Source organism: Paenalcaligenes sp. Me52 (assembly GCF_050487965.1).
Taxonomy (GTDB): Bacteria; Pseudomonadota; Gammaproteobacteria; order Burkholderiales; family Burkholderiaceae_B; genus Paenalcaligenes.
The window spans coordinates 72,905-96,504 of the sequence record NZ_JBKQFO010000002.1; the positions used below are offsets into that span (position 1 = coordinate 72,905).

Here is a 23,600-nt window from a genome sequence, read left to right on the forward strand (position 1 = left end):
ACGCTGAGCATCTTATTGTTCAGCTCCCTGTACACAGCACTTCCTGCCTCTGCTGCAGGTTTGCTTGATATTTGGGAGCTGGCTTTAGCGCGTGACCCGGCTTATGCCGCCACACGCTATGCCAGTACTGCTGACCAAGAGCAAATCAATCAGGCTAAAGCACAGCTATTGCCCCATCTACAGGGTAATGCTCAAGCCGGTACTACTGATCGTCGTAGAGCCAGCACACTTAAGCAGCATGGCCATAGCAACATGAATCAATGGAACCTGACACTTAGTCAGGTGATTGTTGATTTGCAAGCCTACAGTCTCTACGAACGCTCCAAACACTTGGCTGCTGTAGCTGTGCTAAACGAAGAGCAAGCGCGCCAACAGCTAATGATTCGTGTGGCACAAACCTACTTTAATGTGCTGACTGCGCAAGATACACTGCGCTCGCTGTATGCCCAACGTCAAGCCGTTACCCACCAATTACAAGCATCCGAGGCCTCGTTTGAGCTAGGTGGAACATCCATCACCGACGCTTACGAAGCCAAAGCTAGACTGGATTTGGTGAACAGCTCTATTGTGGCCGCCGAAAGCCACTTACAAGTACAGCAACAAGCACTTGAAGCTCTGATTGCTGAGCCTGCTCCGGTGTTAAATGGGTTATCCACCAACAACCTACCCACACCAGAGCCTGCCCAACCAGAAACGTGGGCCACACAAGCCTCGCAAAGCAATCTTAGTGTGCTGAAGGCAGAACTTAACTGGTTAAGCACCCAAGCCGCTTTGGATGCCGCCAAAAATGAGCATGCTCCTACCCTGTCTTTGCAGGCCCGTACTGGCAGCAGCAACCAACAAGGTGTGTACCAAGACAGTCGCTCACCCCGTGCTCTGGATAGCAGCATAGGCTTAGAGTTGAATATCCCTCTGTACTCAGGTGGTGCGATTTCCTCTCGCGTACGTGAGCAAACAGCTCGCTTACAGCAACAGAATTTCGAGAAAGAAGACGCCAAACGCAATGCCATTACTGCTGCACGCCAATACTTCACCGACGTGAATATGGGGCTGCTACAAGTACGCGCTTTGCAAGCGGCAGAACGTTCCAGCCAAGCTTCATTGGATGCCAACGAGTTGGCTTATGAGGTGGGTGTACGTATTAATATTGACGTTCTGAATGCGCAGCAACAGCTGTATGAAACTCAACGTGCGTTATCCAAAGCACGTTATGACACGCTGTTAAATAGTCTGCGTTTGAAAGAAGCTGCGGGCACGCTGAATGATGAGGATCTGCAGGCGTTAGACGCGCTGCTAGATCAACCACAGCCGGCGGCGTAAACACGCCCCCTTATCGGTGGCGGTGTTTATCGCACATACCGTGGGGCACAGCATTCATCGCACATGCTAGGGACTGCAGGAATACTTTTTGTGATTTGAGACACCAAATCAAAAAAGTTTCCTCTCCGTCCCTCGGTTGTTTTGAATGTGGTGAAGCTTACAACCCTTTTTTTTAGCCATAATATTTCCCGCCGCACAAGTACACACCCTCAACGGCGACCTATCTCAAATTCGTGGCAAGCAATGACAAAGAGGCTGCGGCAGTCAATTGCTAGCACCCTAGTAGGCATCTGCCTCAAAGCACACTAGCAAGGCATCACTCCATGTTTCTACACTTCCAAACATGAGTAGAGCTACAGCGCCACTAACATTTCCCGTGAGCTACTACAGAAAGACGGCTCACTGCCAGCAACTACCGAAATAAAAACCGTGGTAAGCGATGAAGGGAAGGCGGAGGGAAGTGTTTTTTTATTTGGTGTACAAATTAAAAAATACTTTCGCAGCCGTAGGCTACGGCAGGCAGTGATTGATAAGCGAGCTTTAACGAATATCTCTATCTAAACAAGAGCACAAGAAAGAAGACGTATTCGTAGCCCAAGATATCCGCTACGCGCTGGCTATGCCATATTGGATTAGATACCAAGCAATCCACATCATAAACACGCCTATCAGCGTATCGATGACGCGCCAGACTAAACGGCTGCGCAGCCACGGTGATAACAACACCGCCCCATAGGCGATAGAGAAGAACCACACGATGGAAGCTACGCTGGTACCTAACCAGAAGCCCAGCTTATGCTGCTCTTCGTAGGTAGCTGCAATACCGCCCACCAGGAGCAATGTATCCACGTACACATGGGGGTTCAACAAGGTGATGGCTAAGGTGATCAGTACGACGCGCTTTAAGCTGACTGTCGCGGCGGTGCCGTCCAAGTGCATGCCACTGCTGCCTAACCACGCACTGCGCCACGCTCTGAGACCGTAGTACGCTACAAATGCAGCCCCTAGAAAGGCCAACACGCGTGTCAGCGTTGCGCTCTGGCTGAGCAGCGTGCCCACACCAAACACGCCTGCGCCCATCAAGATGATGTCGCAAACGGTGCAAATCAACGCTACCCAAAACACATGCTGACGCAATAAGCCTTGCTTTAGTACAAAGACATTTTGCGCGCCAATAGCCACGATCAAGCCTAGGCCTAAGACTGCGCCCTGTAAAAAAGCCTGTTCCATGGTTTATTGGCGAATTTTACGTACCAGCGCCGTAGTAGACCTGTCGAACTCAAAGTCTATGGCTACCGCATCACCGCCCCAACTGCGCACCAATGCTGTTTCTGGCAGTTTTTCCATATCGTAATCACCACCTTTGACGATCAAATCTGGCTTTAAGGCAGCGATAATGGCTTCTGGCGTATCCTCAGCAAAGAACGTCACTGCGCTGGTGGAAGACAGTGCTGCTAACAATGCAGCACGGTCTTGTTCACCATTTAACGGCCGATCATCCCCTTTGCCCAAGCGGCGCACAGAAGCATCGGTATTGATGGCCACCACCAAGCTTGCGCCCAGTTGTGATGCCGCATCCAGATAGCTCACATGTCCACGGTGCAAGATATCAAACACACCATTCGTAAATACCAACGGACGTGGCAATTCGCCACGCTCTACCGCGCTGGCTAGTGCTTCAGGTGTGTAGATTTTTTGCTCAAAGGTGATTGCCATAATCGTTAGGCCGTTACGATCAATTGCTGTTGTTTGCTTAAGTCTTTACGGTAGCGGTTTAGCTCTTGTACCGACTTAAAGTCTTCGCCCATCAACAACGACATGTTGTGCAGAATACGGGTGGACACTTTACCTTCCCACTCTTTATCAAAGCGGATTTGGTCATCCAACCAGTGCTCTAACCAACCTGGTGACGGCAGTTTGGACTGTACGGTGTCGTCAGGGTACATATCTTTGTTAACGTGCAAATTGGTAGGGTGCAACGCTTGCGCAGTACGGTGCGCAGACGCCATCAACACACCAATTTTAGAAAACGCCAAGCGTGTTTCTAGTTTGGTTGCATCGTTAGGCGTAGCCAAAGCACGACGCATGTAACGCAGGTAAGCTCCCGCGTGACGGGCTTCGTCTTGAGCCACAATTTTGTAAATAGCTTGGATAACTGGCTCGGTATGCCAGTCAGCAGCGCGTCTATACCAGTGATTCAACCGCACCTCGCCGCAGAAGTGCAGCATCATGGTTTCCATTGCAGGGGCAGGATCAAACTCAAAACGTACGTTATGCAGTTCTTCTTCTGTAGGCACCAACTCAGGGCGGAATCTACGCAGATACTCCATCAGCACTAAGGAGTGCTTCTGCTCTTCAAAGAACCAAATCGACATGAAGGACGAAAAGTCACTGTCATTGCGAAAATCACGTAAGAACATTTCCGTAGCAGGCAAAGCAGCCCACTCGGTAATGGCATTCATCTTGATGGTATAAGCCTGTTCATCAGTCAGCTTGGACGCATCATAGTCATCCCAGGGAATGTCATGCGACAGGTTCCAGCGTACAGCTTCCATGGATTTGAACAACTCGGGATATAACATCTCTCATCCTCGGGGGTAAATCGACACACTTATCGTAGAGTGTGCAGTTCTCAGAATTATGTCAGCGTCGTAACTGTGAGTACGACACTACAATACTTTTACAGCCCACAGCACCAAACCCACGATCACAGCCAACAATGCACACAATACGGTCATTAACCTATTGTTCTGCTCTTGGGCCACGCGTAACTGGCGTAATTCCTGTAGGACCACCGGCGTAGTATCTGGCCGACTCAGATTATCGAAAACCAAACGTGGCAACTGTGGCATGATCTGTGCCCACTGACCGGCTTCCTTTTTAAGTTGCTGCTTCAGGCCCTGTGGCCCAATGCGTTGATACATCCATTTTTCTAGATACGGTTTGGCGGTATCCCATAGATCCAGCTCAGGATCTAGGTCACGCCCCATACCTTCGACGTTCAACAATGTTTTTTGCAGCAACACCAATTGCGGCTGAATCTCCACATTAAAGCGCCGCGATGTTTGGAACAGACGCAACAACACCTGCCCTAACGATATTTGTGACAAGGGACGATCAAAGTGCGGTTCACATACCGCGCGCACCGCCCCCTCCAATTCTTCTTCGCGCGTATCAGCGGGCACCCAACCGGACTCTATATGCAGTTGTGCCACACGACGATAGTCGCGACGGAAAAAAGCCAAGAAATTCTGTGCCAAGTAGTTTTTATCAAACTCAGACAACGACCCCACAATACCGAAATCCAGTGCTATGTAGCGCCCGAAAGTATCGGGATCATCAGAAATACGGATATTGCCTGGATGCATGTCAGCATGGAAGAATCCATCGGCAAACACTTGGGTAAAGAAAATCTCTACCCCTTTGCGCGCTACCTGTTTCAGATCCACCCCTGCATCACGCAAGCGTTGAATCTGATTCACAGGGATGCCACGCATTCTGTCCATGGTGAACACATTGTGGGCGCAGTAATCCCAGTGCACTTCAGGCACCATCAAGAGTTCAACACGTTCAGGAGTCTCGACAAAATTACGTCGTAACTGACTGCAGTTGGAGGCCTCACGGATTAAATCCAGCTCGTCGTGCAGGTACTTTTCGAACTCAGCAACAACTTCACGTGGGCGCAAACGACGGCCATCTGGCCCTGTTTTTTCTACTAAACGCGCCATCGTACGCATCAACGCCAAGTCTTTGTCGATGACCTCGCGCATACCTGGGCGCAGTACCTTTACGGCAACTTCACGGCCATTATGCAGTACCGCGAAGTGCACTTGCGCAATAGACGCAGACGCAACAGGGTCTACTTCAAAATGTTTAAACAGTTTGTTGGTAGGTGCACCCAGTGCCTGCTCTACAATTTTGGCTGACACTTGAGAGTCAAACGGTGGCACGCGGTCTTGCAGCAAGGCAAGCTCTTCGGCCACATCCAAAGGAATCAAATCGCGTCGTGTGGACAACACCTGCCCAAACTTCACGAACACAGGCCCTAAGGACTCCAGTGCCAAACGTAAACGCTCACCACGTGGCAGCTTAGGCGCACGCCCAAACCGTACAATACGCAGCAAACGCACCGCCCAAGGATGACGAATGCTGGACAGCACTAATTCATCTAAACGGTACTTAAAAGCGATGTAAAGAATGTAGAAGAAACGGCAAAAACTCATCAGCATGACAACCTCTTTTTCTGCTCAAGACGTTGTACAGCTTGCTCGGTGCGCTCTAGTGCTTGCTCCACTTGCTGGAGACGCGCTTTCCACATCTGATAACGACTGTGTGACACTAAGAGGTCACTTTCTTCACCTAGATATTCACCTAGGTTTTCTGCGGCATTTCGTACTGTTTTACGGCTGCCATCAAAAAGACTTTTAGCCCCTGACAGCAAACGCACAGCCGGTATATCACCTACCACAGCGGCTAACTCACCTTCCACATCAGGGCGTAGTGACTGCGCTAAGTCGGCCACCACATTGGCCAATGCAGCCTCACCTTCGATACGCATCAATTGCGTGAGCGCGGTGGGATCACCACCTTGTAGTACGGAAGGAATTTGGGAAAGTCGTTCTGCCGGTAACGTTAGTGTCACGTCAGGCAAGACAGAAGAATCGCAGTGCTGTAGTTGGCCATCAGCGGTAATACTGCATTGAAACCGTAACAGCCCCGCCTCTACACGCACACTATGCCCGGAAAACGCCGCCAACCGTGCCTGTGCCCATTCATCGCGCACTAACAATCGGTTGATCAAGCGCACCCCCATACGAGCAGGATGCAAGAAATCCGGAACTACTGACATGAAATTTGCCTCTGACACGATCACCCTGCAGGTAACATAGGAAATGCCCTAGTGTAACCCGTAGCCTTGTTTATCACGCACACAACAAGGATAAAAACAAACGCTACACCACGGTATAGGTATAGCGTTTGTCGCTAGGATGACCCAACAACCTTCTATCAGTCGTTGACAGTCAACTGCTGAATACCAGCCACCAGCCAGCCAGCGTTGTCTTCTTTGTACAGATTCCATACTTCTTCAAAGCGGAACGCTTCTGTACCTTGGCCTTCACGCAGCATACCGGAGTAACGGATGCTAGCTAAGTGACCACCCGCTACTTTCTCGATACCCAGCAATTCAGCGTTCAGCAATACCACTTCTGTGGAACTGTCATCGCTTTCACGCTGCTGAATTTGTGGTGTAGCTTCGATCAGCAAGTCGTCGGTCAAGTATTCGCGCAGTGCGTTTACATCGCCTTTATCCCACAGAGCTTGGATTTCCACGAAGCGCTGTTTGGAGTTTGCCAAGAAAGAAGTGATATCAAAGTCAGCGGGAATGAACCAGCTAGGATCAACTTCTGTTTGCTCTGGCGCTGCATAAGCGGCGGCCGCTGCGGGTGCAGCAGAAACAGGAGCTGCAGGCGCTGGCTGTGCAGCACGTGGGTACTGAGGCTGCATACCTGGGTCGTTAGACTGACGGTATTGATTATTCACGTTACCGGCACCTTGAGTGGCAGTACGAGAACCTGCACCACGCAAACGACGGATCAAGAACATCACACCAAAGACCACAATACCGATCAGGATTGCGCTAGACAAGAATTCCAACATCGCGCCGCCCAGACCCATGCTGGACAACAGTGCTGCAATACCTAGACCAGCAGCGATACCTGCCAGAGGGCCCAAGAAACGGGACATGCCAGACTTAGCTGCTGTGCCGGCTGCCGCTGCGCCAGCAGCTGGTGCTGCGCTACGTTGAGTAGTGTTAGCAGCTGCAGGAGGCGTAACAGCTTGACGTTGCTGAGTCACGTTCGAGGACTGACGGCCAAGGCTTTTGCCACCGCCCATGCGACGTGCTTCTGCATCAAAGGAAACTGCCAGCATACCGGCGGCTGATACCGCGATCAGCATCGTAGCCAGTACACGGGAAAATCGTTGCGAAATCATCTATGACTCCTTGCTCACGACTACATCATGTGTCGTGTGTCTTATGAGGGCTTTGTCAGACACAGACTGACAAATAGCTTACTAGAAGCTGAACATTAGCATAAAGCTAGCCTTTTGCACCACCATTAATTACAAAAAAATCACTACTCGTTGGCAGGCTCTATGACTAGGCTTTTTCTCAGTATCGGGTTTTCCCCCTATTTGGCCCCTTCGCTCACTCTATCAATACGCCACAAACGCCCTTAAACACTGGCGTTGCGGGGCATATAAATATTTCTTATCACTCAACACCAAAATAAACTGATTGAGCATAAAGTCGAGTCTGCACACAATAGCCTGAACCTATACCTACTATATTGGGGACTTTTATATGACTTCTGCCCAGCGCACACCAGGTGAACTGTTCATCTGGACGAACGTTGATCCTACCTATGAGGACGACTTCAACCAATGGTATGACCGCGAACATATGGAAGAACGCGCTGCCATCCCGGGCTTTTGCTGGGCCAGACGCTACAAAAACCCACAAAACGAACGCCGCTACCTGGCGCTATATCGCACCGAAGATATATCGGTATTCCATAGCCCCACTTATCAGCAGGCATTCCAGCACCAAACAGCATGGTCGCTGAGTAATTTTAGTCGTATGCAAAACAGCCAGCGCCGCGTCATGAAAGTACAGCCCTTGGCTGGTTTTGGCACAGGTGCTGCCATTGCGCTGATTACCTTAGGTGATCAGGCTACAGCCGAACAAGTTAGCCGTATTGCTGAACAAATCCAAAAACAAATGGATGGTGTTCTGGCACTGCGTCTGCTTACCCCAGATACGGAGCTGTCTACTCCTTTACCATCGGAAGACACATCCAACCGTATACTGGAACCCGTGTTGATTATCGACACGACCACCGAGCCGGTTGCAGCTGCCGTGTCTCGTTGGATTGTTGAGGAGTTCAAGTTGGATGGCACCTGTGCCACCACCTTCTCCTTGCTGTGGGACTTACGTTCTAGCGACCTTTCTCGCTCATAACCGTATATCAACACCCGTAGCACTTTTTTCACTCGTTGGAGGAGTTATAGAATGATAAAAAAACTGTTAACCGTGTCTTGCATGTTGGCCATTGCAGGTACCGCACAAGCGGCTACCACATGGACCATGAGTGCAGAACAGCCTGATAACAACTACCTAACAATTAACGTACGTGAGTTTGCTAAAGACGTTGAAGAAGCCACCAATGGCTCCTTGAAAATCAATGTACAGTCCAACAGTATTTTGCTGAAACGCCCTGAAGTAAAACGTGGCGTGCAACAAGGCGTGATCCAAATTGGTGAAGCGCTGATGTCTATTAACGGCAATGAAGACGCTATGTACGAAGTAGACAGCGTGCCGTTTTTGGCTACCTCATTTGATGAGGCTCAAAAGTTGTGGAATCTGGCTAGACCTTCCATCGCGGAACGTTTGGACAAACAAGGCTTAATGCTGTTGTATGCCGCACCATGGCCATCACAAGGCTTCTACACCAAAAAAGAAATCAGCTCTTTGGATGATTTAGACGGTTCACGCTTCCGCTCTTACAGCGCAGCCACCAGCCGTTTGGCTACGCTGATGGGCGCTACACCAACAACCGTGAACTCCCAAGAAGTGCCTCAAGCTTTCTCTACAGGTGTGATTGACTCCATGATCACCTCGCCTTCTACTGGTGTAGATACCCAAGCATGGGATTACGTATCGCACTACTACGATGTGCAAGCCTTTATCCCATTGAACTTCGTGATCGTTAATAAGCGCGCATTCTCTCGCCTGAGCGAAGCTGAGCAAACTGCTTTGTTGGCTGCCTCTGAGCGTGCCGAGACACGTGGCTGGCAAATGGGCCGTGAGCGCACTGAAGCGCTGACTAAAACACTAAGCGACAACGGCATGACCGTATTGCCACCACCTGATGCTGTACGTGCTGACATGCAAAAAATCGGCGCAACAATGGCAGACGAATGGTTGGCAAAAGCTGGGCCTGACGGGCAGAAAATCCTTGATGCCTACCGCGGTAACTAAACAGGCTTATTGTTTATGAAATGGCTAGAAAACTTGGCCAAAGCATGCGGCGTAATCGCTGCATGCTTTCTCTGCCTCATTGGAATTTTGGTCACTGCCCAAATTATTAGCCGCATGATGGGGAAAATGATCCCCAGCTCAGACGAGTTTGCGGCATGGGCAATGGCGTCGTCTATTTTCCTGGCGCTGCCTTACACCATGCTACGCGGTGAACACATTCGTGTGACGCTCATTCTACAGTTCTTACCTAAAGGCCTACATAAGCCTTATGAACTGTTAGCAACACTGCTAGCACTGTGTTTCAGCATCTGGATGTCTTACTACGTGGTGGAGTTCGTCTACGAATCCTACCTATTTAATGATGTATCACAAGGCATTGTGACCGTACCGATGTGGATTCCACAGTTTGGTATGCCCATAGGCCTCTGCATTTTCACACTCATGTTGCTCCGTCGGCTTGTTTGCTGTCTGCGTAACCAGCCACTGGAGGATAACTGATCATGGGTGATTTAACTCAAGCCATCATCCTCATCGTCTCCTTGCTCTTGCTTTTGAGCATGGGGGTATGGGTTGCTATCGTTCTGGTTGCCTGTGGCATGATCAGCTTAATGCTGTTTGCCGATAGCCCTGCCGGTATTATTTTCGCTACCAAAGCGTGGGATTCTGCGGCCAGCTGGTCGTTAACAGCCTTACCGCTGTTTATCTGGATGGGCGAGATTCTGTATCGCACTCGTCTAGCAGAAGACATGTTTAAAGGGTTGGGCCCATTGCTACAACGCCTGCCTGGTCGTTTGGTACACGTCAACACAGTAGGTTGCGGTATTTTTGCTGCCGTGAGTGGGTCTTCGGCTGCAACGGCTGCCACTATTGGCCGTATTTCGCTACCAGAGTTGAAGTCTCGTGGTTACGATGAAGGTATCAGTATTGGCTCTCTGGCTGGTGCAGGTACTTTGGGTCTGCTGATCCCCCCTTCTATCGTCATGATTGTGTACGCGGTGGCGGCACAGGTTTCTATCATCAAGCTGTTTATTGCCGGTATTTTGCCCGGCATCATGATGATCTTCCTGTTCTCCGGTTATATCGCCTTGTGGTCACTGCGCAATCCTGGTGGTATTCCTAAAGAAGTAGAAGAAATCACCCTGCGCGAAAAACTGTACCGCTTGCGCTTATTGCTACCTGTAGTGCTACTGATCGCTGGTGTGATCGGTTCTATCTACGCTGGTATCGCTACCGCAACCGAAGCAGCCGTTATTGGGGTAATTGGTTCACTGATTATTGCTGGTGTAGGTCGCTCGCTGAACTGGAAATCGTTTTCCGCAAGCTTGATGGGCGCTGTACGTACATCTTGCATGATTTCGTTCATCTTGATCGGTGCCAGCTTCCTGACTAGTGCCATGAGTTTTACAGGTATGCCCAGCAACCTAGCATCATGGATTGCCTCGTTGAACCTTAGCCCTTACGCCTTGATCGCCGCGCTAACTGTGTTCTTCATCTTGCTAGGCGCGTTCTTGGATGGTATTTCGCTGATCGTGCTGACCACGTCAGTATTGATGCCTACCGTATTAGCTGCAGGTATTGATCCTATCTGGTTTGGTATTTACCTGATTCTGACCGTAGAAATGGCACAAATTACGCCACCTATTGGTTTCAACCTGTTCGTTATTCAAAACATCACCGGCAAAAACTTGTTTGAACTGGTGAAGATGGCACTACCGTTTTTCTGGATACTGGTCTTGGCCACCGCGCTGGTCACCATTTTCCCGGAAATTGTCATGTGGTTGCCTAACGCTATGTAACACCGCTGCCTGCTACACGGCAGGCAGCCACCTTAACTTACTAACAATGCTTAGGCCCCTGTTGACAGGGGTCCGGGCCCCCTTACGCTGAATTATTCCTACGACGCTACAACGAAGGACTTGGTATGACACTAGATACAACGCTCCCAACTTCTAAATGGCAATTTTGGGTAGACCGTGGAGGCACCTTTACTGACATCGTGGCCCGCCACCCCGACGGTCATTTGCTGACGCACAAATTGCTTTCTGATAACCCAGCACAATACCCAGATGCCGCTCTGGCAGGTATTCGACACCTGTTGGGCTTGGCAGTGGATGCCCCTATTCCTAGCGAGCAGATCGAAGCTGTGAAAATGGGTACAACGGTCGCTACCAATGCCCTGTTGGAGCGTAAAGGCGAACCTACTGTACTGTTCACTACGCGTGGCTTTAAAGATGCGCTGCGTATTGGTTACCAAGCCCGTCCACGTATTTTTGACCGTCAAATCCACTTGCCTGAACTGTTGTACCAGCATGTAGTAGAAGTGGACGAGCGTATTCGTGCAGACGGCACGGTTGAAAAAGCCCTAGATAAAGATGCTGTACGTGCCCAACTACAAGAAGCCTACGATGCTGGCTACCGCGCATTGGCTATTGTGCTGATGCACGGTTACCGCTACACCCAACACGAACAAATCATCGCCGAATTGGCGCGTGAAATGGGCTTTGGTCAGGTATCGGTTTCCCACGAAGTCAGCCCCTTGATGAAACTAGTAGGTAGGGGCGATACCACTGTGGTTGATGCCTACTTATCCCCCATCTTGCGTCGTTATGTGAACCGTGTTGCCAGCGAACTGGATGGCGTACGCCTGATGTTCATGCAGTCCAACGGCGGTTTAACCTCGGCACACTCTTTCCAAGGCAAAGACTCCGTATTGTCTGGCCCTGCTGGCGGTATCGTCGGTATGGCTCGTACAGCGGCCGCCACAGGTGCATCGCAACTGATCGGCTTTGACATGGGTGGTACGTCTACTGACGTGTCTCACTATGACGGCGAGTTCGAGCGTACCTTTGAAACCATTGTGGCCGGTGTGCGTTTGCGTGCGCCGATGATGAACATCCACACCGTAGCTGCGGGTGGTGGTTCTATTGTGCACTTTGACGGTGCGCGTATGCGTGTGGGCCCAGACTCTGCTGGTGCTTTCCCAGGCCCTGCTGCCTACCGCAACGGCGGCCCGCTGACCGTGACCGACTGCAACGTCATGCTGGGTAAGATTCAACCAGAATTTTTCCCAAGCATCTTTGGCCCTAAAGCAGATCAGCCACTGGACCGCGATATCGTGCGCCAGAAGTTCACAGAACTTGCTGCACAAATCAAAGAAAGCACTGGCCGTGATCACACGCCAGAACAAGTGGCTGAAGGCTTCTTGAATATTGCTGTGGCTAATATGGCCAACGCTGTGAAGAAAATTTCCATTGAGCGTGGCTACGATGTCAGCCGCTACACCTTGGTTTCTTTCGGTGGCGCAGGTGGTCAACATGCGTGTTTGGTGGCTGACTCATTGGGTATTAGCCGCGTCTTGATTCACCCCTTTGCTGGTGTGCTGTCGGCCTACGGCATGGGCTTGGCTGACATTACTGCCATGCGTGAAATCAGCGTAGAGGCTGAACTGAACGACGCCAATATCCCGCTGTACGAAGAGCAACTAGCACTGTTGGCTGAACAAGCTAGCGCTGAAGTCTTGGCTCAAGGTGTGCCAGCACAACGGATTAACATGCTGCAACGCGCTCACCTGCGCTACGAAGGTACAGACTCTGCACTGCTTGTGAACTACGGCGACTTGGCAGCGATGCAAGCTGAGTTTGAAGCCAGCTACTTGCAGCGCTACAGCTTCTTGATGCCAGACAAAAAACTCATCGTAGAAGCCGTATCGGTAGAAGCCATTGGTGCCAGCTCCGAGCAAAGCCCTGTGGCCGCCGTAGCCCCTGCTGCCAGCGCACAAACCGCAAACGCCGCCAGCACCGCTGCCTTGTTCTCACATGACCAACAACACCAGTGCCCGATTTACCAGCGTGCTGACCTGCAACCTGGCTCCCATCTGTTAGGCCCTGCCATCATTTGTGATGCCAGCGGCACAACCATTGTGGAACCTGACTGGCAGTTGGAAATTCTGGGCGGTGGCGAAATCCTGATGACCCGTGCTGTTGCACAACGTCGTGAGAACGCGATTGGTACCGATGTAGACCCAGTGATGCTGGAGATCTTTAATAACCTGTTCATGTCTATTGCTGAACAGATGGGGGCAACCCTTGCGAACACAGCGTTCTCGGTCAACATCAAAGAGCGTCTGGACTTCTCGTGCGCCCTGTTTGATGCCGATGGCAACCTGATTGCTAACGCACCGCACATGCCCGTGCACTTAGGCTCTATGGGCGAAAGTATCAAAACCGTTATCCGTCGTAACAGTGGCAAAATGCGCCCAGGCGACAGCTACGTACTGAACGACCCGTATAACGGCGGTACTCATCTACCCGACATCACCGTGGTCACTCCAGTGTTCGACACTGCTGGCAAAGACATTCTGTTCTTCGTCGCATCACGTGGTCACCATGCAGACGTAGGCGGTATTACCCCAGGTTCCATGCCACCAAACAGCCGTACCGTGATTGATGAAGGTGTGCTGATCGACAACTTCAAACTGGTAGAAAACGGTTTGATGCGTGAAGCGGCTTTGCGTGAATTGCTAGGCAGCGGTCCACACCCTGCTCGTAACGTAGAACAGAACATTGCCGACTTGCGTGCTCAAATCGCCGCCAACGAAAAAGGCGTGCAAGAACTGCGCCGCATGGTAGGTACCTTTGGTCTAGACGTTGTGCAAGCCTACATGCAGCACGTACAAGATAACGCCGAAGAAGCCGTTCGCCGTGTGATTGGTGTGCTGAAAGATGGTCATTTCCGTTATGAAATGGACAGCGGTGCGGTGATTAACGTACATGTGAAAGTAGACGCCGCAACGCGTAGCGCTGTGATTGATTTCACCGGTACATCTGAACAACTGGAAAATAACTTCAACGCCCCATCTGCTGTATGTATGGCTGCGGTGTTGTACGTATTCCGCACACTGGTAGATGACGACATCCCGATGAACGCAGGCTGCCTGAAACCTATCACCGTGAAGATTCCACAAGGTTGCATGCTGAACCCTAACCCTCCTGCAGCGACAGTGGCCGGTAACGTGGAAACCTCTCAGGTAATTACTGATGCGCTATACGGTGCATTAGGTGTGATGTCAGGTGCACAAGGCACGATGAACAACTTCACCTTTGGTAATGATACCCACCAGTACTACGAGACTATCTCGGGTGGTTCAGGTGCAGGCTTCCGTTATCACCCAGAAACCGGTGAGCGTCAGTTCTTTGATGGTACCGACGTGGTGCAAACCCACATGACTAACTCCAGACTGACTGACCCTGAGGTGTTGGAGTGGCGCTTCCCAGTACTCTTGGAAAGCTTCACCATCCGTCCTAATAGTGGCGGTAAAGGTGCAGCGTCTGGCGGTAACGGTGGTACGCGTCGCGTACGTTTCTTGGAAAACATGACAGCCTCTATTTTGTCTAACCGTCGCCGTGTAGCACCGTTTGGTCTGGAAGGCGGTGAGTCTGGTGAAGTAGGTCGCAGCTATGTGATTCGTACCGATGGCAGCCAAGAAGAAATTGGCGCTACGGGTTCTGCAGAGATGCAGCCCGGTGATGTTTTCGTGATCCAAACCCCAGGTGGTGGTGGTTTCGGTAAAGCGTAATACATTGCGGTAATTAGTTGGTGCTGGGGATGAACGTGTAGTTTTTGTTCATCCCCTTTTTTTATGCTCTCACTACAGCCACATGCTGCCAGTGCTGTATATGTAGATTGCTTTATTCAAGATTTAGAATCATAATTTATTAATTAGTCGCCATACTATATGGCGACATAACACATTCAGACTATGGCTTAACTGCCTTTCTATTAGTCTCCACCAGCTACTCACCACACTACATCTCACATAAAGGAAATCACATGTCACACCACTATCTTGTAGAGCTCTACACGCCTAATGCAAGCTGGAAGGCGTTAACGTCAGAACAGCGCCAAGAGTTCCTAGGTAACATAGGCAGCGCAATGAGCGGGTTATCCAGCATGGGTGTAGAAGTGTTGACGCTGACTGAAGTTGAGCCCGGCATAGACCAGAATAGCCAGAACCGTTTTCTAGGTATCTGGCGTTTTCCAAATGCACAAACGCGTGATGCTTTATTGGCAGGGATTAAAGCCAGTGGCTGGTATGCGTATTTCGATCACATCAATGCAGCAGGAGCAGAGGGGGATTTTGCTCAGCATCTTGAGGCGTTAATAGCAGTGTGATGGAGGTAGCGTTTGAGTCTCAGCATTCACTGAGCTTCTTACTCCACTACCACCTTACCCAAATGGTGGTTGGCTTACCGTCTTTCCTTAGCTAGGACGCGAGCCATTACATCCGTGCCTCGCTCTACCAATAGCTGCCATATAAAAACCCTGGCAAGCGATGAAGGAAAACTCTGCCACACACAACAAAGCCCCGGTCTCCCGAGGCTTCATTGCTGCTCGCTGCTCTGAAATCGTTACGGCTTCACTGCATACAAGAACAACTCTACACGGCGGTTCAACGAACGGCCTTCGGGTGTGTCGTTGCTAGCAATAGGATTATTCGGGCCACGGCCTTCATCCATCATATGTGATGGCGGTACGCCTTGGTTAGCCATATAACCTGTCACGGCTTGAGCACGCTCCAGCGACAGTGTTTGGTTCAACTGTAAGGAACCTGTGTTATCGGTGTAGCCAATTGCTTTAGCACGCAATTCTGGGTGCTGAATCAATGCACGAGCCACGCTATCCAACACAGGCAACAATGCTGGTTTGAGCTGGTATTGTCCGGACTCAAAGGATACGTTGCTAGGAATGTGTACTCGCAAGGTGCCATCTGGCATCTCGGTCACCGCTACGCCCAGGTCACTAGCACCGGACTTCTCTACATCGTTTTTAATGGCCGACCAGTTATAACCCACGATACCACCAGCGACTGCACCAATACCTGCGCCTATCAACGCGCCCTCTGTACTATCGCCAATCAATACCCCTAACCCAGCACCAATCGCTGCGCCAATACCAGAACCCATTGCGGTATCGCCGCCTTTACCTTCCATACTTGCACAGCCAGTCATCACTGCTGCTGCGCCTATGCATGCCACTAGCCTGTTGAGTTTTAAAGAGGTTTTCATAAGTATTATTCCTAGAAAAACTACCGGTTTCCGGTATAGAGTACGGACATGCTGTAACGGTATCTAACAGTTATGTATTATCTGTAAGTTATACAGTACACACCAGTTGATTCACCAATTTTGACAAATTAGTGACGTCCGCTCTATTTAGTGCAGGATCTGACTTAGGAACTCTTTTGTTCGTGGGTTATCGGGGTGGTCAAAGAAACGATCTGGCGTGTTGGCTTCGATGATTTCACCCTGATCCATAAAGATCACGCGATCAGCCACTTTGCGCGCAAAGCCCATTTCGTGGGTCACACATAGCATAGTCATGCCGGACTCAGCCAAACCGGTCATCACGTCCAACACCTCTTTCACCATTTCTGGATCCAGTGCCGAGGTAGGCTCATCAAAGAGCATGATTTTAGGATTCATACACAACGATCTAGCAATGGCCACGCGCTGTTGTTGACCACCCGACAGTTGCCCTGGGTATTTGTTGGCCTGCTCCAAAATACGTACCCTATCCAAATATTCTAGTGCTTTGGCTTCGGCCTCTGCTTTGGGCTGCTTCAGCACCCACACTGGGCCTAGGGTTAGATTTTCCAGTACAGTTAAATGCGGAAATAGATTGAAGTGCTGAAACACCATCCCTACTTCGCGTCGTACGGCGTCTATCTGCTTGAGGTTGTTGGTAAGTTCCATGTTATCAACGTAGATATGCCCACGTTGGTGCTCTTCCAAACGGTTAATGCAGCGGATCAAGGTGGACTTTCCAGAGCCCGACGGGCCACAGATCACAATACGTTCACCTTTAGCTACTTGCAGATTAATGTCCCGCAACACATGAAACTCACCGTACCACTTGTGTACGTTTTCCAGACGAATGATGGCTTGCTCTGCCATAAAGAACTCCTTCTCAACCCAAGATCAACGTGGGGACTGGACGTTTTGCTTAGGAGCGCTGTCCATAATTCAGACTTTTTTCTAGTGACTGACTATAACGGGAAATGCTGTAGCAGAACACAAAATAAATAGCAGCGATAAACAAGTAGGCTTCGGTGCTATACCCTCGCCATGCGGCATCCGCCAAAGCTACTTTAGCCGCTTGTGTCAGGTCAAAAATCCCGATAATGACCACCAGCGATGTATCTTTGAATAAGGAAATAAAGATACTCACCAAGGGTGGAATGACGATTTTCAACGCTTGTGGCAGCACAATTTTGCGCATGGTTTGCCAGTAGTTCAAACCGATGGACTCCGCCCCCTCGTACTGCCCTTTAGGGACGGCCTGCAAGCCACCACGCACGGTTTCAGCGATATACGCAGCAGCAAATAAGATGATGGCAATTTGCGCACGTAATAACTTATCAATGCTGAAACCCTCTGGTAAGAACAGCGGCAACATCACCGACGACATAAATAGCAAGCTGATCAGCGGTACGCCACGAATCAGTTCAATATAGATCACCGATACGGCTTTGACTGCTGGCAAATGAGAGCGTCTGCCTAGAGCCAGCAATACACCTAACGGGAAAGCAAATGCGATACCGAAGGTAGATAACATCAACGTTAAGGGCAAACCACCCCATCGGCTGTTATCCACATAGCTCAAGCCAAAGATGCCACCCCACATGAGTACACCAAAACCGGTTAGGCCTATGGTCCAAATCACAGCCATCCAGGCATTCCAGAAACGGCGTAAGCAGCTCAACACCAGCATGAGTATCAGCACTAGCGACGCCAATAAAGGACGCCACTGCTCATCAAAGGGGTACACACCAAACAGAATTAAACGGTGTTTTTCGACGATGAATGCCCAACAGGCTCCAGTGACCTCTCTACATTCTTGCGCAGATGTTGCCGTGAAATCGGCATTGATTAGCCCCCACTCTACTAAAGCAGGAATAGACATCAATAACAGCCATGCCACTAACACCGTCAATAAGGTATTAAGTGGTGTGGAGAACAGATTTTGACGCAACCACCCCGACACGCCCACTTGTTGGCGCGGAGGAGCCAGTACTGTTGATACAGGTTTAGTACTCATGATTAGCGCTCCACCAAGGCTAGACGCCGGTTATACCAGTTCATGAATACAGAAATGGACAGACTCACAGTCAGATAGGCCGCCATAATAATCAAGATACCTTCAATGGCCTGCCCAGTTTGGTTCAAGGTGGTGTTGACCACCGAAACAATATCGGGATAGCCAATTGCCACCGCCAATGAGCTGTTTTTCGTTAAGTTCAGGTACTGGCTAGTCATGGGTGGAATGATGACCCGTAACGACTGCGGCAAAATTACTAATCGCAAAGTAAGGCTACGTGACAAACCTATAGACTCGGCGGCTTCCCACTGCCCTTTGCTTACGGCTTGGATACCCGAACGCACCACTTCAGCAATAAAGGCCGAGGTATACACCACCAACCCCAGCAGCAACGCCGCAAACTCAGGGCTTAAGGAAGTACCGCCTCTGAAGTTCAGCCCTCGCAACTCAGGAAAGCTAAGGTGCAAGCCTTCGCCACTTATCCACAGCAGTAATGCTGGCACGATCACAATGAATAGCCCACTCACCCGCAATACAGGTGGCATGCTACCTGTTTGCTCTTGGCGCTTTCTAGCCCAATGCGCAAACAGCACGCTCAACACAATCGCTATTGCCAACCCGCCTACGATCCAGCTCCACGCATTACCCTCTAGCGTCGGCACTTGCAGGCCGCGATTAGACATGAACACCCCAGGCAAAGGCATATACGCATCTTTAGGGCGCGGTAGAGATTCAATGATTAAGGCGTACCAGAAGAACAGTTGCAACAATAGCGGTACGTTACGCATCACTTCTACATACACCGCTGCGACTTTCTTTACTAGCCAGTTACTGGAAAGCCTCGCAATACCTAATAACGTGCCCAAGATAGTGGCAAGCACAATGCCTATCACCGACACTTTTAGCGTATTAATCAAGCCCACCACTATCGCGCGCCCGTAAGTATCGGAAGGCTGATAGTCGATGCTCATCTCACCAATACCAAAACCCGCCTCGCGATTTAAAAAATCAAAGCCGGTAGAGATATTGCGCACAGCTAAGTTGTGCAAGGTGTTGCTAACCAAGTACCACACGCCAAAGGCCAGCAAACCAATAATGATGACCTGGTAGATGATCCCTCTTATGAACGGATCATTCCAGGAGAAACGAATTTTAGTAGGGGTATGGTTGTTCTTATGTTTTGCCATATTCCGTCTGTCTCTTCAAACAGCCAAGTAGTGGCAGACCGGAAGAACCCCTTCCGGTCTGATCTGGCCACCGAATGTAGCTACTGCTTAACGAATTGGCCAGCCATACATTAAACCACCATTTTTCCATGTCGCGTTCAAACCGCGTTCCAATTTCAAGGGTGTTGGTTCCCCTAGGTTACGATCAAATACCTCTCCGTAATTACCCACTTGCTTGATGATGTTGTAGGCCCATTTGTCATCCAGCTTCAGGCCTTTGCCCATTTCCCCTGATACACCCAAGATACGCTGCACGTTTGGATTATCGCTTTTCAGTTGATCATCGACGTTTTTGGACGTGACGCCATACTCTTCCGCCTCGTTCATCGCGTTGAGTACCCAGCGTACCAGCAAGAACCATTCTTCATCGCCTTGGCGCACCATTGGCCCCAGCGGTTCTTTAGAGAAGTCTTCCGGCAAGATTATGAAGTCATCGGGATTAGCTTGTGCGGCTCGCATCGCAGCCAAACCGGATTTGTCTGTGGTAAAGCCATCGCAACGATCTGCCAAGAAAGAACGCATGGCTTCGTCTGGGTTGTTAATAACGACCGGATTGAAGTTCAGATTATTAGAGCGGAACCAGTCAGCCAAGTTAAGTTCAGTGGTGGTGCCTGGCTGCACACAAATTGCTGCCCCATCTAGCTCGGTAGCACTGTCAATGCCCAAGCTTTTTTTCACCATGACGCCCTGACTGTCATAGTAGTTCACACCAGCGCTGATCAGCCCAAGCGTGGTGTCACGCGCCATGGTGGCTGTACTGTTTCGTGTGAGTACGTCGATTTCCCCTGACTGCAATGCGGTAAAGCGCTGCTGTGTAGTCAACGGAGTTACTTTGAATTTAGTGGCATCGCCAAAAATAGCCGCAGCAATCCCCTTACATAAGTCCACATCTATACCGCCCCACTGCCCTTTACTATCGGCAATGGAAAAGCCTGGCAAACCTACGTGTACACCACATTGCACAAAGCCTTTTTGCTTCACCTTATCTAAGGTTTCTGCCGCATAAGTCACACCAGAACTCATCAATACCGCCACAGAGCCCAACAGAATCGTTTTAACGATTTTCATGAACGTCTCCTCTAGAGATTTACTTGTGGTAAATACAGCTGATCCTACTGCTAACTTTGGTCAAGTTTTATCCATCCTACTCATTGCACACAGATTAAAACATCCGCACTTTCCCTTTAGCGATAAAATAGGTGTGCGCTCGGAGTTAACTCCGATTCCCTTCATCGTTTCCTGCCAGTCTCATGCCATGATCCGGTTTCAACACGTTTTCAAATCTTACGGCCGCGGAAAAAACATTCTTGCGGACATCAACTTTGAAATTGCAGGTGGTGACTTTATTTTTGTTTCAGGCCCGTCTGGTGCGGGTAAATCCACATTACTGAAACTGATTGGTGGCTTGGAAGCTCCTAGCCGCGGCAGTATTTATCTGAAGGAACAACGCGTAGACCAGCTTGCTGCTCGTGCGCGCCCTTATTTGCGCCGCGCGGTGGGCGTGATCCTGCAAGACACCCATTTGCTGTATGACCGTAGCGCCATCAATAACGTGCTGCTGCCCTTGGAAGTACAAGGTGTAGAGCGCTCGGTAGCACTAAAACGCGCCCGTGCTGCGATGGAAAAAGTGGGGTTAGCAGGTAAAGAAGGTTTTACGCCTATAGAAATGTCTGGTGGTGAACAACAGCGCTTGGCTATTGCCAGAGCCATTGTGAATCGCCCTGCCATCGTGATCGCCGACGAGCCTACCGCCAACTTAGATGCCGCCAGCGCTAAACGCATCATGGATGTGTTTCTGGATTTCAACCGTGTAGGCGTCACCACCTTGATTGCCTCGCACGACCGCGCACTGATGGCTCAATACGCCCGCCGTACCCTGCTTATTGAAGAGGGACGTTTTTCTGATTTCGCAGGTGTACCACTATGAACCGCTGGTTACGTCAACACCGCTATGCCGCAAGCACAGCCTTTAGCCGACTGATTCATCAACCGTTTTCATCGCTAGCCAACATTCTGGTCATTGCCCTCACTTTGGCAGCACCGTTGATTGGCTGGGCCTTGCTGGTATCCGCTCAACCGCTAGTGAAAGACCTGCCGGTTAACCCCGAAATCACGCTGTACCTGAAGCTAGACACATCGCTAGAACAAGCACAGAAACTCACTGGCGACTTACGCCAGAAATATGCCGATGACGTGCTTTCCAGTACCTTAATCAGCCGTGATCAAGCGTATAACGAACTGAAGAAGAACCCTCTGTGGGCAGATGCATTAAGCACATTGGGTGAAAACCCACTGCCGCATAGCGTAGTACTCAGCCTTAAAGATGCTCCAGATCAAACCGGTGTGGCAGAACGTTTGGCATCTGAACTCGCCGTCACAGAACGCATTGAACGCGTACAGTTGGACAGCGACTGGTTAAAACGTTTGGATTCATTACTGCAATTTGTACGCGTAGCGCTTAGTTTGCTCAGCCTCTGTGTAGCAGTGATTATGATTGCTACCGTGTTCAATACCGTGCGTTTACAAGCGTTGAACCAGCGCGAAGAAATTGCCGTAGCCCGCTTGGTGGGCGCTACTGAAAGTTTCGTACGCAGACCATTTTTATACCAAGGGGCTATCACCGGTATAGCATCTAGCTTGGTAGCCGTACTATTGGCATGGCTTGCCTTACCATTACTGAGTGAAGCCTTGAATCGTCTGGCCGCCAGTTACCAACAACATGTGCAACTACATCTGCCTGATGGCTTGAACCTGTTGGCAGCAACCGTGCTCATCGCCCTGATTGCCGCTTTGGCAGCCAGATGGTCCGTTACCCGCAGTACGCAGTTTTAAGTTATGAGCAGTACAGAAAATCTAGCCGCGCGAGTTGTCGCGTGGCAAAAGCAGCATGGCCGTCACCACTTACCTTGGCAGCAGCAACGTACACCTTATAGGGTGTGGCTGTCAGAGATCATGCTGCAGCAAACCCAAGTCACTACGGTGATTGATTATTACCAGCGTTTCTTAGAACGCTTCCCTACCGTAGCTGACCTCGCTAGCGCCACCCAAGATGACGTGATGCCTTACTGGGCAGGCTTAGGCTATTACGCCCGCGCACGCAATTTACACCGCTGTGCGCAGCAAGTCATGAGCGATCACGGTGGCGAATTCCCCCCCTGTAGCGAGCAACTCGCCACCTTACCAGGTATAGGGCGCTCTACGGCTGCAGCCATTGCATCCTTCTGTTTTGGCGAGCGCAGCCCCATCATGGATGGCAACGTTAAACGCGTCTTTACGCGCTACTTTGGTATTCATGGCCACCCACAACAACGTCAAATAGAGTTGAAACTGTGGGCCTTGGCCGAAGAAACCGTAGAACGTAGCCCCGCAGATTTGGACATGGCGGCCTACACTCAGGGTCTGATGGATTTAGGCTCTATGCTCTGTACCCGCAGCAAACCGAACTGCCAGCAATGCCCGCTGGTATCAGACTGTTATGCGCATGCTAACCAGCAAACAGCAGAGTTGCCCACGCGTAAGCCACGAGCGGTGCAACCTGAACGCGAATGCCATGTAGTAATTGTGGAGTCTGATGGGCATGTGCTGCTAGAGCAGCGGCCAGATCATGGTATTTGGGGTGGTTTGTGGACGCTTCCACAGTTTGAAACGGTAGGCGATCTAAAAGATTTCAGCCAATCTTTGGGTATCACGTTACCTAAGGACTCTAGAATGGCTGCAATGCTGCATGTATTTAGCCACTTCAAGCTGCATATCAACCCATGGTTTGTGCAAAGCACAGACACTATTGAGCGCAGTGCCAACCACCACTGGGTGCCGCTAGAGGCCCTGCCCAACGCGGCGCTTCCAGCGCCCATCCGAAAACTGATGGATGGGCTGTATCCTAGCCCTGAAACCGAAGCAGCGACGCTGTTCTAAGT

General features: G+C 50.4%; 21 protein-coding genes. 10 read left to right on the plus strand and 11 right to left on the minus strand.

Annotated elements, in window-relative coordinates:
• Nucleotides 1-15 precede the first annotated feature (15 nt).
• Entirely contained in the window at nucleotides 16-1,320 is a 1,305-nt protein-coding gene (locus tag ACLO87_RS11545; RefSeq protein WP_430223785.1) for a TolC family outer membrane protein, read from the plus strand.
• Nucleotides 1,321-1,926: 606 nt separating this feature from the next.
• Here ACLO87_RS11545 and ACLO87_RS11550 read toward each other — a convergent pair.
• From ACLO87_RS11550 to ACLO87_RS11575, 6 genes are all read right to left on the minus strand, one after another.
• On the minus strand, nucleotides 1,927-2,550 hold the full coding sequence (locus ACLO87_RS11550) for a LysE/ArgO family amino acid transporter (RefSeq protein ID WP_135867075.1): 624 nt from the start codon (nucleotides 2,548-2,550) through the stop codon (nucleotides 1,927-1,929).
• A 3-nt stretch (nucleotides 2,551-2,553) separates the two neighbouring features.
• Complete coding sequence (locus ACLO87_RS11555; protein WP_430224064.1) at nucleotides 2,554-3,039, minus strand: adenylyltransferase/cytidyltransferase family protein; 486 nt, start codon at nucleotides 3,037-3,039, stop codon at nucleotides 2,554-2,556.
• A 2-nt stretch (nucleotides 3,040-3,041) separates the two neighbouring features.
• Nucleotides 3,042-3,902 carry a ferritin family protein gene (locus ACLO87_RS11560; protein WP_135866536.1) on the minus strand — a complete coding sequence of 287 codons (861 nt, stop codon included), beginning with the start codon at nucleotides 3,900-3,902 and terminating at the stop codon, nucleotides 3,042-3,044.
• A gap of 87 nt (nucleotides 3,903-3,989) precedes the next feature.
• Nucleotides 3,990-5,549 carry a ubiquinone biosynthesis regulatory protein kinase UbiB gene (gene ubiB / locus ACLO87_RS11565; RefSeq protein WP_135866534.1) on the minus strand — a complete coding sequence of 520 codons (1,560 nt, stop codon included), beginning with the start codon at nucleotides 5,547-5,549 and terminating at the stop codon, nucleotides 3,990-3,992.
• Nucleotides 5,543-6,169, minus strand: a complete 627-nt coding sequence (locus ACLO87_RS11570; RefSeq protein WP_135866532.1) for a ubiquinone biosynthesis accessory factor UbiJ — start codon at nucleotides 6,167-6,169, stop codon at nucleotides 5,543-5,545. Before ACLO87_RS11570 ends, ubiB begins: the two co-directional genes overlap by 7 nt.
• 158 nt (nucleotides 6,170-6,327) lie before the next feature.
• The gene (locus ACLO87_RS11575; protein ID WP_135866530.1) at nucleotides 6,328-7,314 is read right to left on the minus strand and encodes a Tim44 domain-containing protein; all 987 of its coding nucleotides are present in this window, start codon (nucleotides 7,312-7,314) and stop codon (nucleotides 6,328-6,330) included.
• A 370-nt stretch (nucleotides 7,315-7,684) separates the two neighbouring features.
• Between ACLO87_RS11575 and ACLO87_RS11580 the strand changes: the two genes are divergently transcribed.
• The 6 genes from ACLO87_RS11580 to ACLO87_RS11605 all read left to right on the plus strand — a co-directional run bounded on the left by ACLO87_RS11580 (nucleotide 7,685) and on the right by ACLO87_RS11605 (nucleotide 15,532).
• Nucleotides 7,685-8,341 (plus strand): DUF4286 family protein, encoded by a 657-nt coding sequence (locus tag ACLO87_RS11580; RefSeq protein WP_135867117.1) that lies wholly within the window; start codon nucleotides 7,685-7,687, stop codon nucleotides 8,339-8,341.
• A 51-nt stretch (nucleotides 8,342-8,392) separates the two neighbouring features.
• Nucleotides 8,393-9,361, plus strand: coding sequence for a TRAP transporter substrate-binding protein (locus ACLO87_RS11585; RefSeq protein ID WP_430223786.1), 969 nt, complete (start codon nucleotides 8,393-8,395; stop codon nucleotides 9,359-9,361).
• A gap of 15 nt (nucleotides 9,362-9,376) precedes the next feature.
• Nucleotides 9,377-9,859, plus strand: a complete 483-nt coding sequence (locus tag ACLO87_RS11590) for a TRAP transporter small permease (protein ID WP_135865044.1) — start codon at nucleotides 9,377-9,379, stop codon at nucleotides 9,857-9,859.
• A 2-nt stretch (nucleotides 9,860-9,861) separates the two neighbouring features.
• Nucleotides 9,862-11,157: a TRAP transporter large permease gene (locus ACLO87_RS11595; RefSeq protein WP_135865046.1), complete on the plus strand. Its 1,296-nt coding sequence runs from the start codon at nucleotides 9,862-9,864 to the stop codon at nucleotides 11,155-11,157.
• 125 nt (nucleotides 11,158-11,282) lie between these two features.
• Nucleotides 11,283-14,936 (plus strand): hydantoinase B/oxoprolinase family protein, encoded by a 3,654-nt coding sequence (locus ACLO87_RS11600; RefSeq protein ID WP_430223787.1) that lies wholly within the window; start codon nucleotides 11,283-11,285, stop codon nucleotides 14,934-14,936.
• Nucleotides 14,937-15,190: 254 nt separating this feature from the next.
• Nucleotides 15,191-15,532, plus strand: a complete 342-nt coding sequence (locus ACLO87_RS11605) for a DUF6616 family protein (protein WP_430223788.1) — start codon at nucleotides 15,191-15,193, stop codon at nucleotides 15,530-15,532.
• A 236-nt stretch (nucleotides 15,533-15,768) separates the two neighbouring features.
• Here ACLO87_RS11605 and ACLO87_RS11610 read toward each other — a convergent pair whose 3' ends face one another.
• The 5 genes from ACLO87_RS11610 to ACLO87_RS11630 all read right to left on the minus strand — a co-directional run bounded on the left by ACLO87_RS11610 (nucleotide 15,769) and on the right by ACLO87_RS11630 (nucleotide 20,751).
• Entirely contained in the window at nucleotides 15,769-16,425 is a 657-nt protein-coding gene (locus ACLO87_RS11610; protein ID WP_135865052.1) for an OmpA family protein, read from the minus strand.
• Between the two features lie 147 nt (nucleotides 16,426-16,572).
• A complete protein-coding gene (locus ACLO87_RS11615; RefSeq protein WP_135865054.1) occupies nucleotides 16,573-17,313 on the minus strand; it encodes an amino acid ABC transporter ATP-binding protein in 741 nt (246 codons plus the stop codon).
• Nucleotides 17,314-17,362: 49 nt separating this feature from the next.
• Nucleotides 17,363-18,457, minus strand: coding sequence for an amino acid ABC transporter permease (locus ACLO87_RS11620; protein WP_135865056.1), 1,095 nt, complete (start codon nucleotides 18,455-18,457; stop codon nucleotides 17,363-17,365).
• 2 nt (nucleotides 18,458-18,459) lie between these two features.
• On the minus strand, nucleotides 18,460-19,644 hold the full coding sequence (locus ACLO87_RS11625) for an amino acid ABC transporter permease (RefSeq protein WP_430223789.1): 1,185 nt from the start codon (nucleotides 19,642-19,644) through the stop codon (nucleotides 18,460-18,462).
• Nucleotides 19,645-19,731: 87 nt separating this feature from the next.
• On the minus strand, nucleotides 19,732-20,751 hold the full coding sequence (locus ACLO87_RS11630) for an amino acid ABC transporter substrate-binding protein (protein ID WP_430223790.1): 1,020 nt from the start codon (nucleotides 20,749-20,751) through the stop codon (nucleotides 19,732-19,734).
• 187 nt (nucleotides 20,752-20,938) lie between these two features.
• On the opposite strand from ACLO87_RS11630, the gene ACLO87_RS11635 reads away from it, so the two are divergent.
• The 3 genes from ACLO87_RS11635 to mutY are packed head-to-tail and all read left to right on the plus strand — an operon-like array spanning nucleotide 20,939 to nucleotide 23,598.
• Nucleotides 20,939-21,610: a cell division ATP-binding protein FtsE gene (locus ACLO87_RS11635; RefSeq protein WP_135863831.1), complete on the plus strand. Its 672-nt coding sequence runs from the start codon at nucleotides 20,939-20,941 to the stop codon at nucleotides 21,608-21,610.
• Entirely contained in the window at nucleotides 21,607-22,515 is a 909-nt protein-coding gene (locus tag ACLO87_RS11640; RefSeq protein ID WP_430223791.1) for a cell division protein FtsX, read from the plus strand. Before ACLO87_RS11635 ends, ACLO87_RS11640 begins: the two co-directional genes overlap by 4 nt.
• Nucleotides 22,516-22,518: 3 nt before the next feature.
• Entirely contained in the window at nucleotides 22,519-23,598 is a 1,080-nt protein-coding gene (mutY, locus tag ACLO87_RS11645) for an A/G-specific adenine glycosylase (protein WP_430223792.1), read from the plus strand.
• The last annotated feature ends 2 nt before the right edge of the window (nucleotides 23,599-23,600 follow it).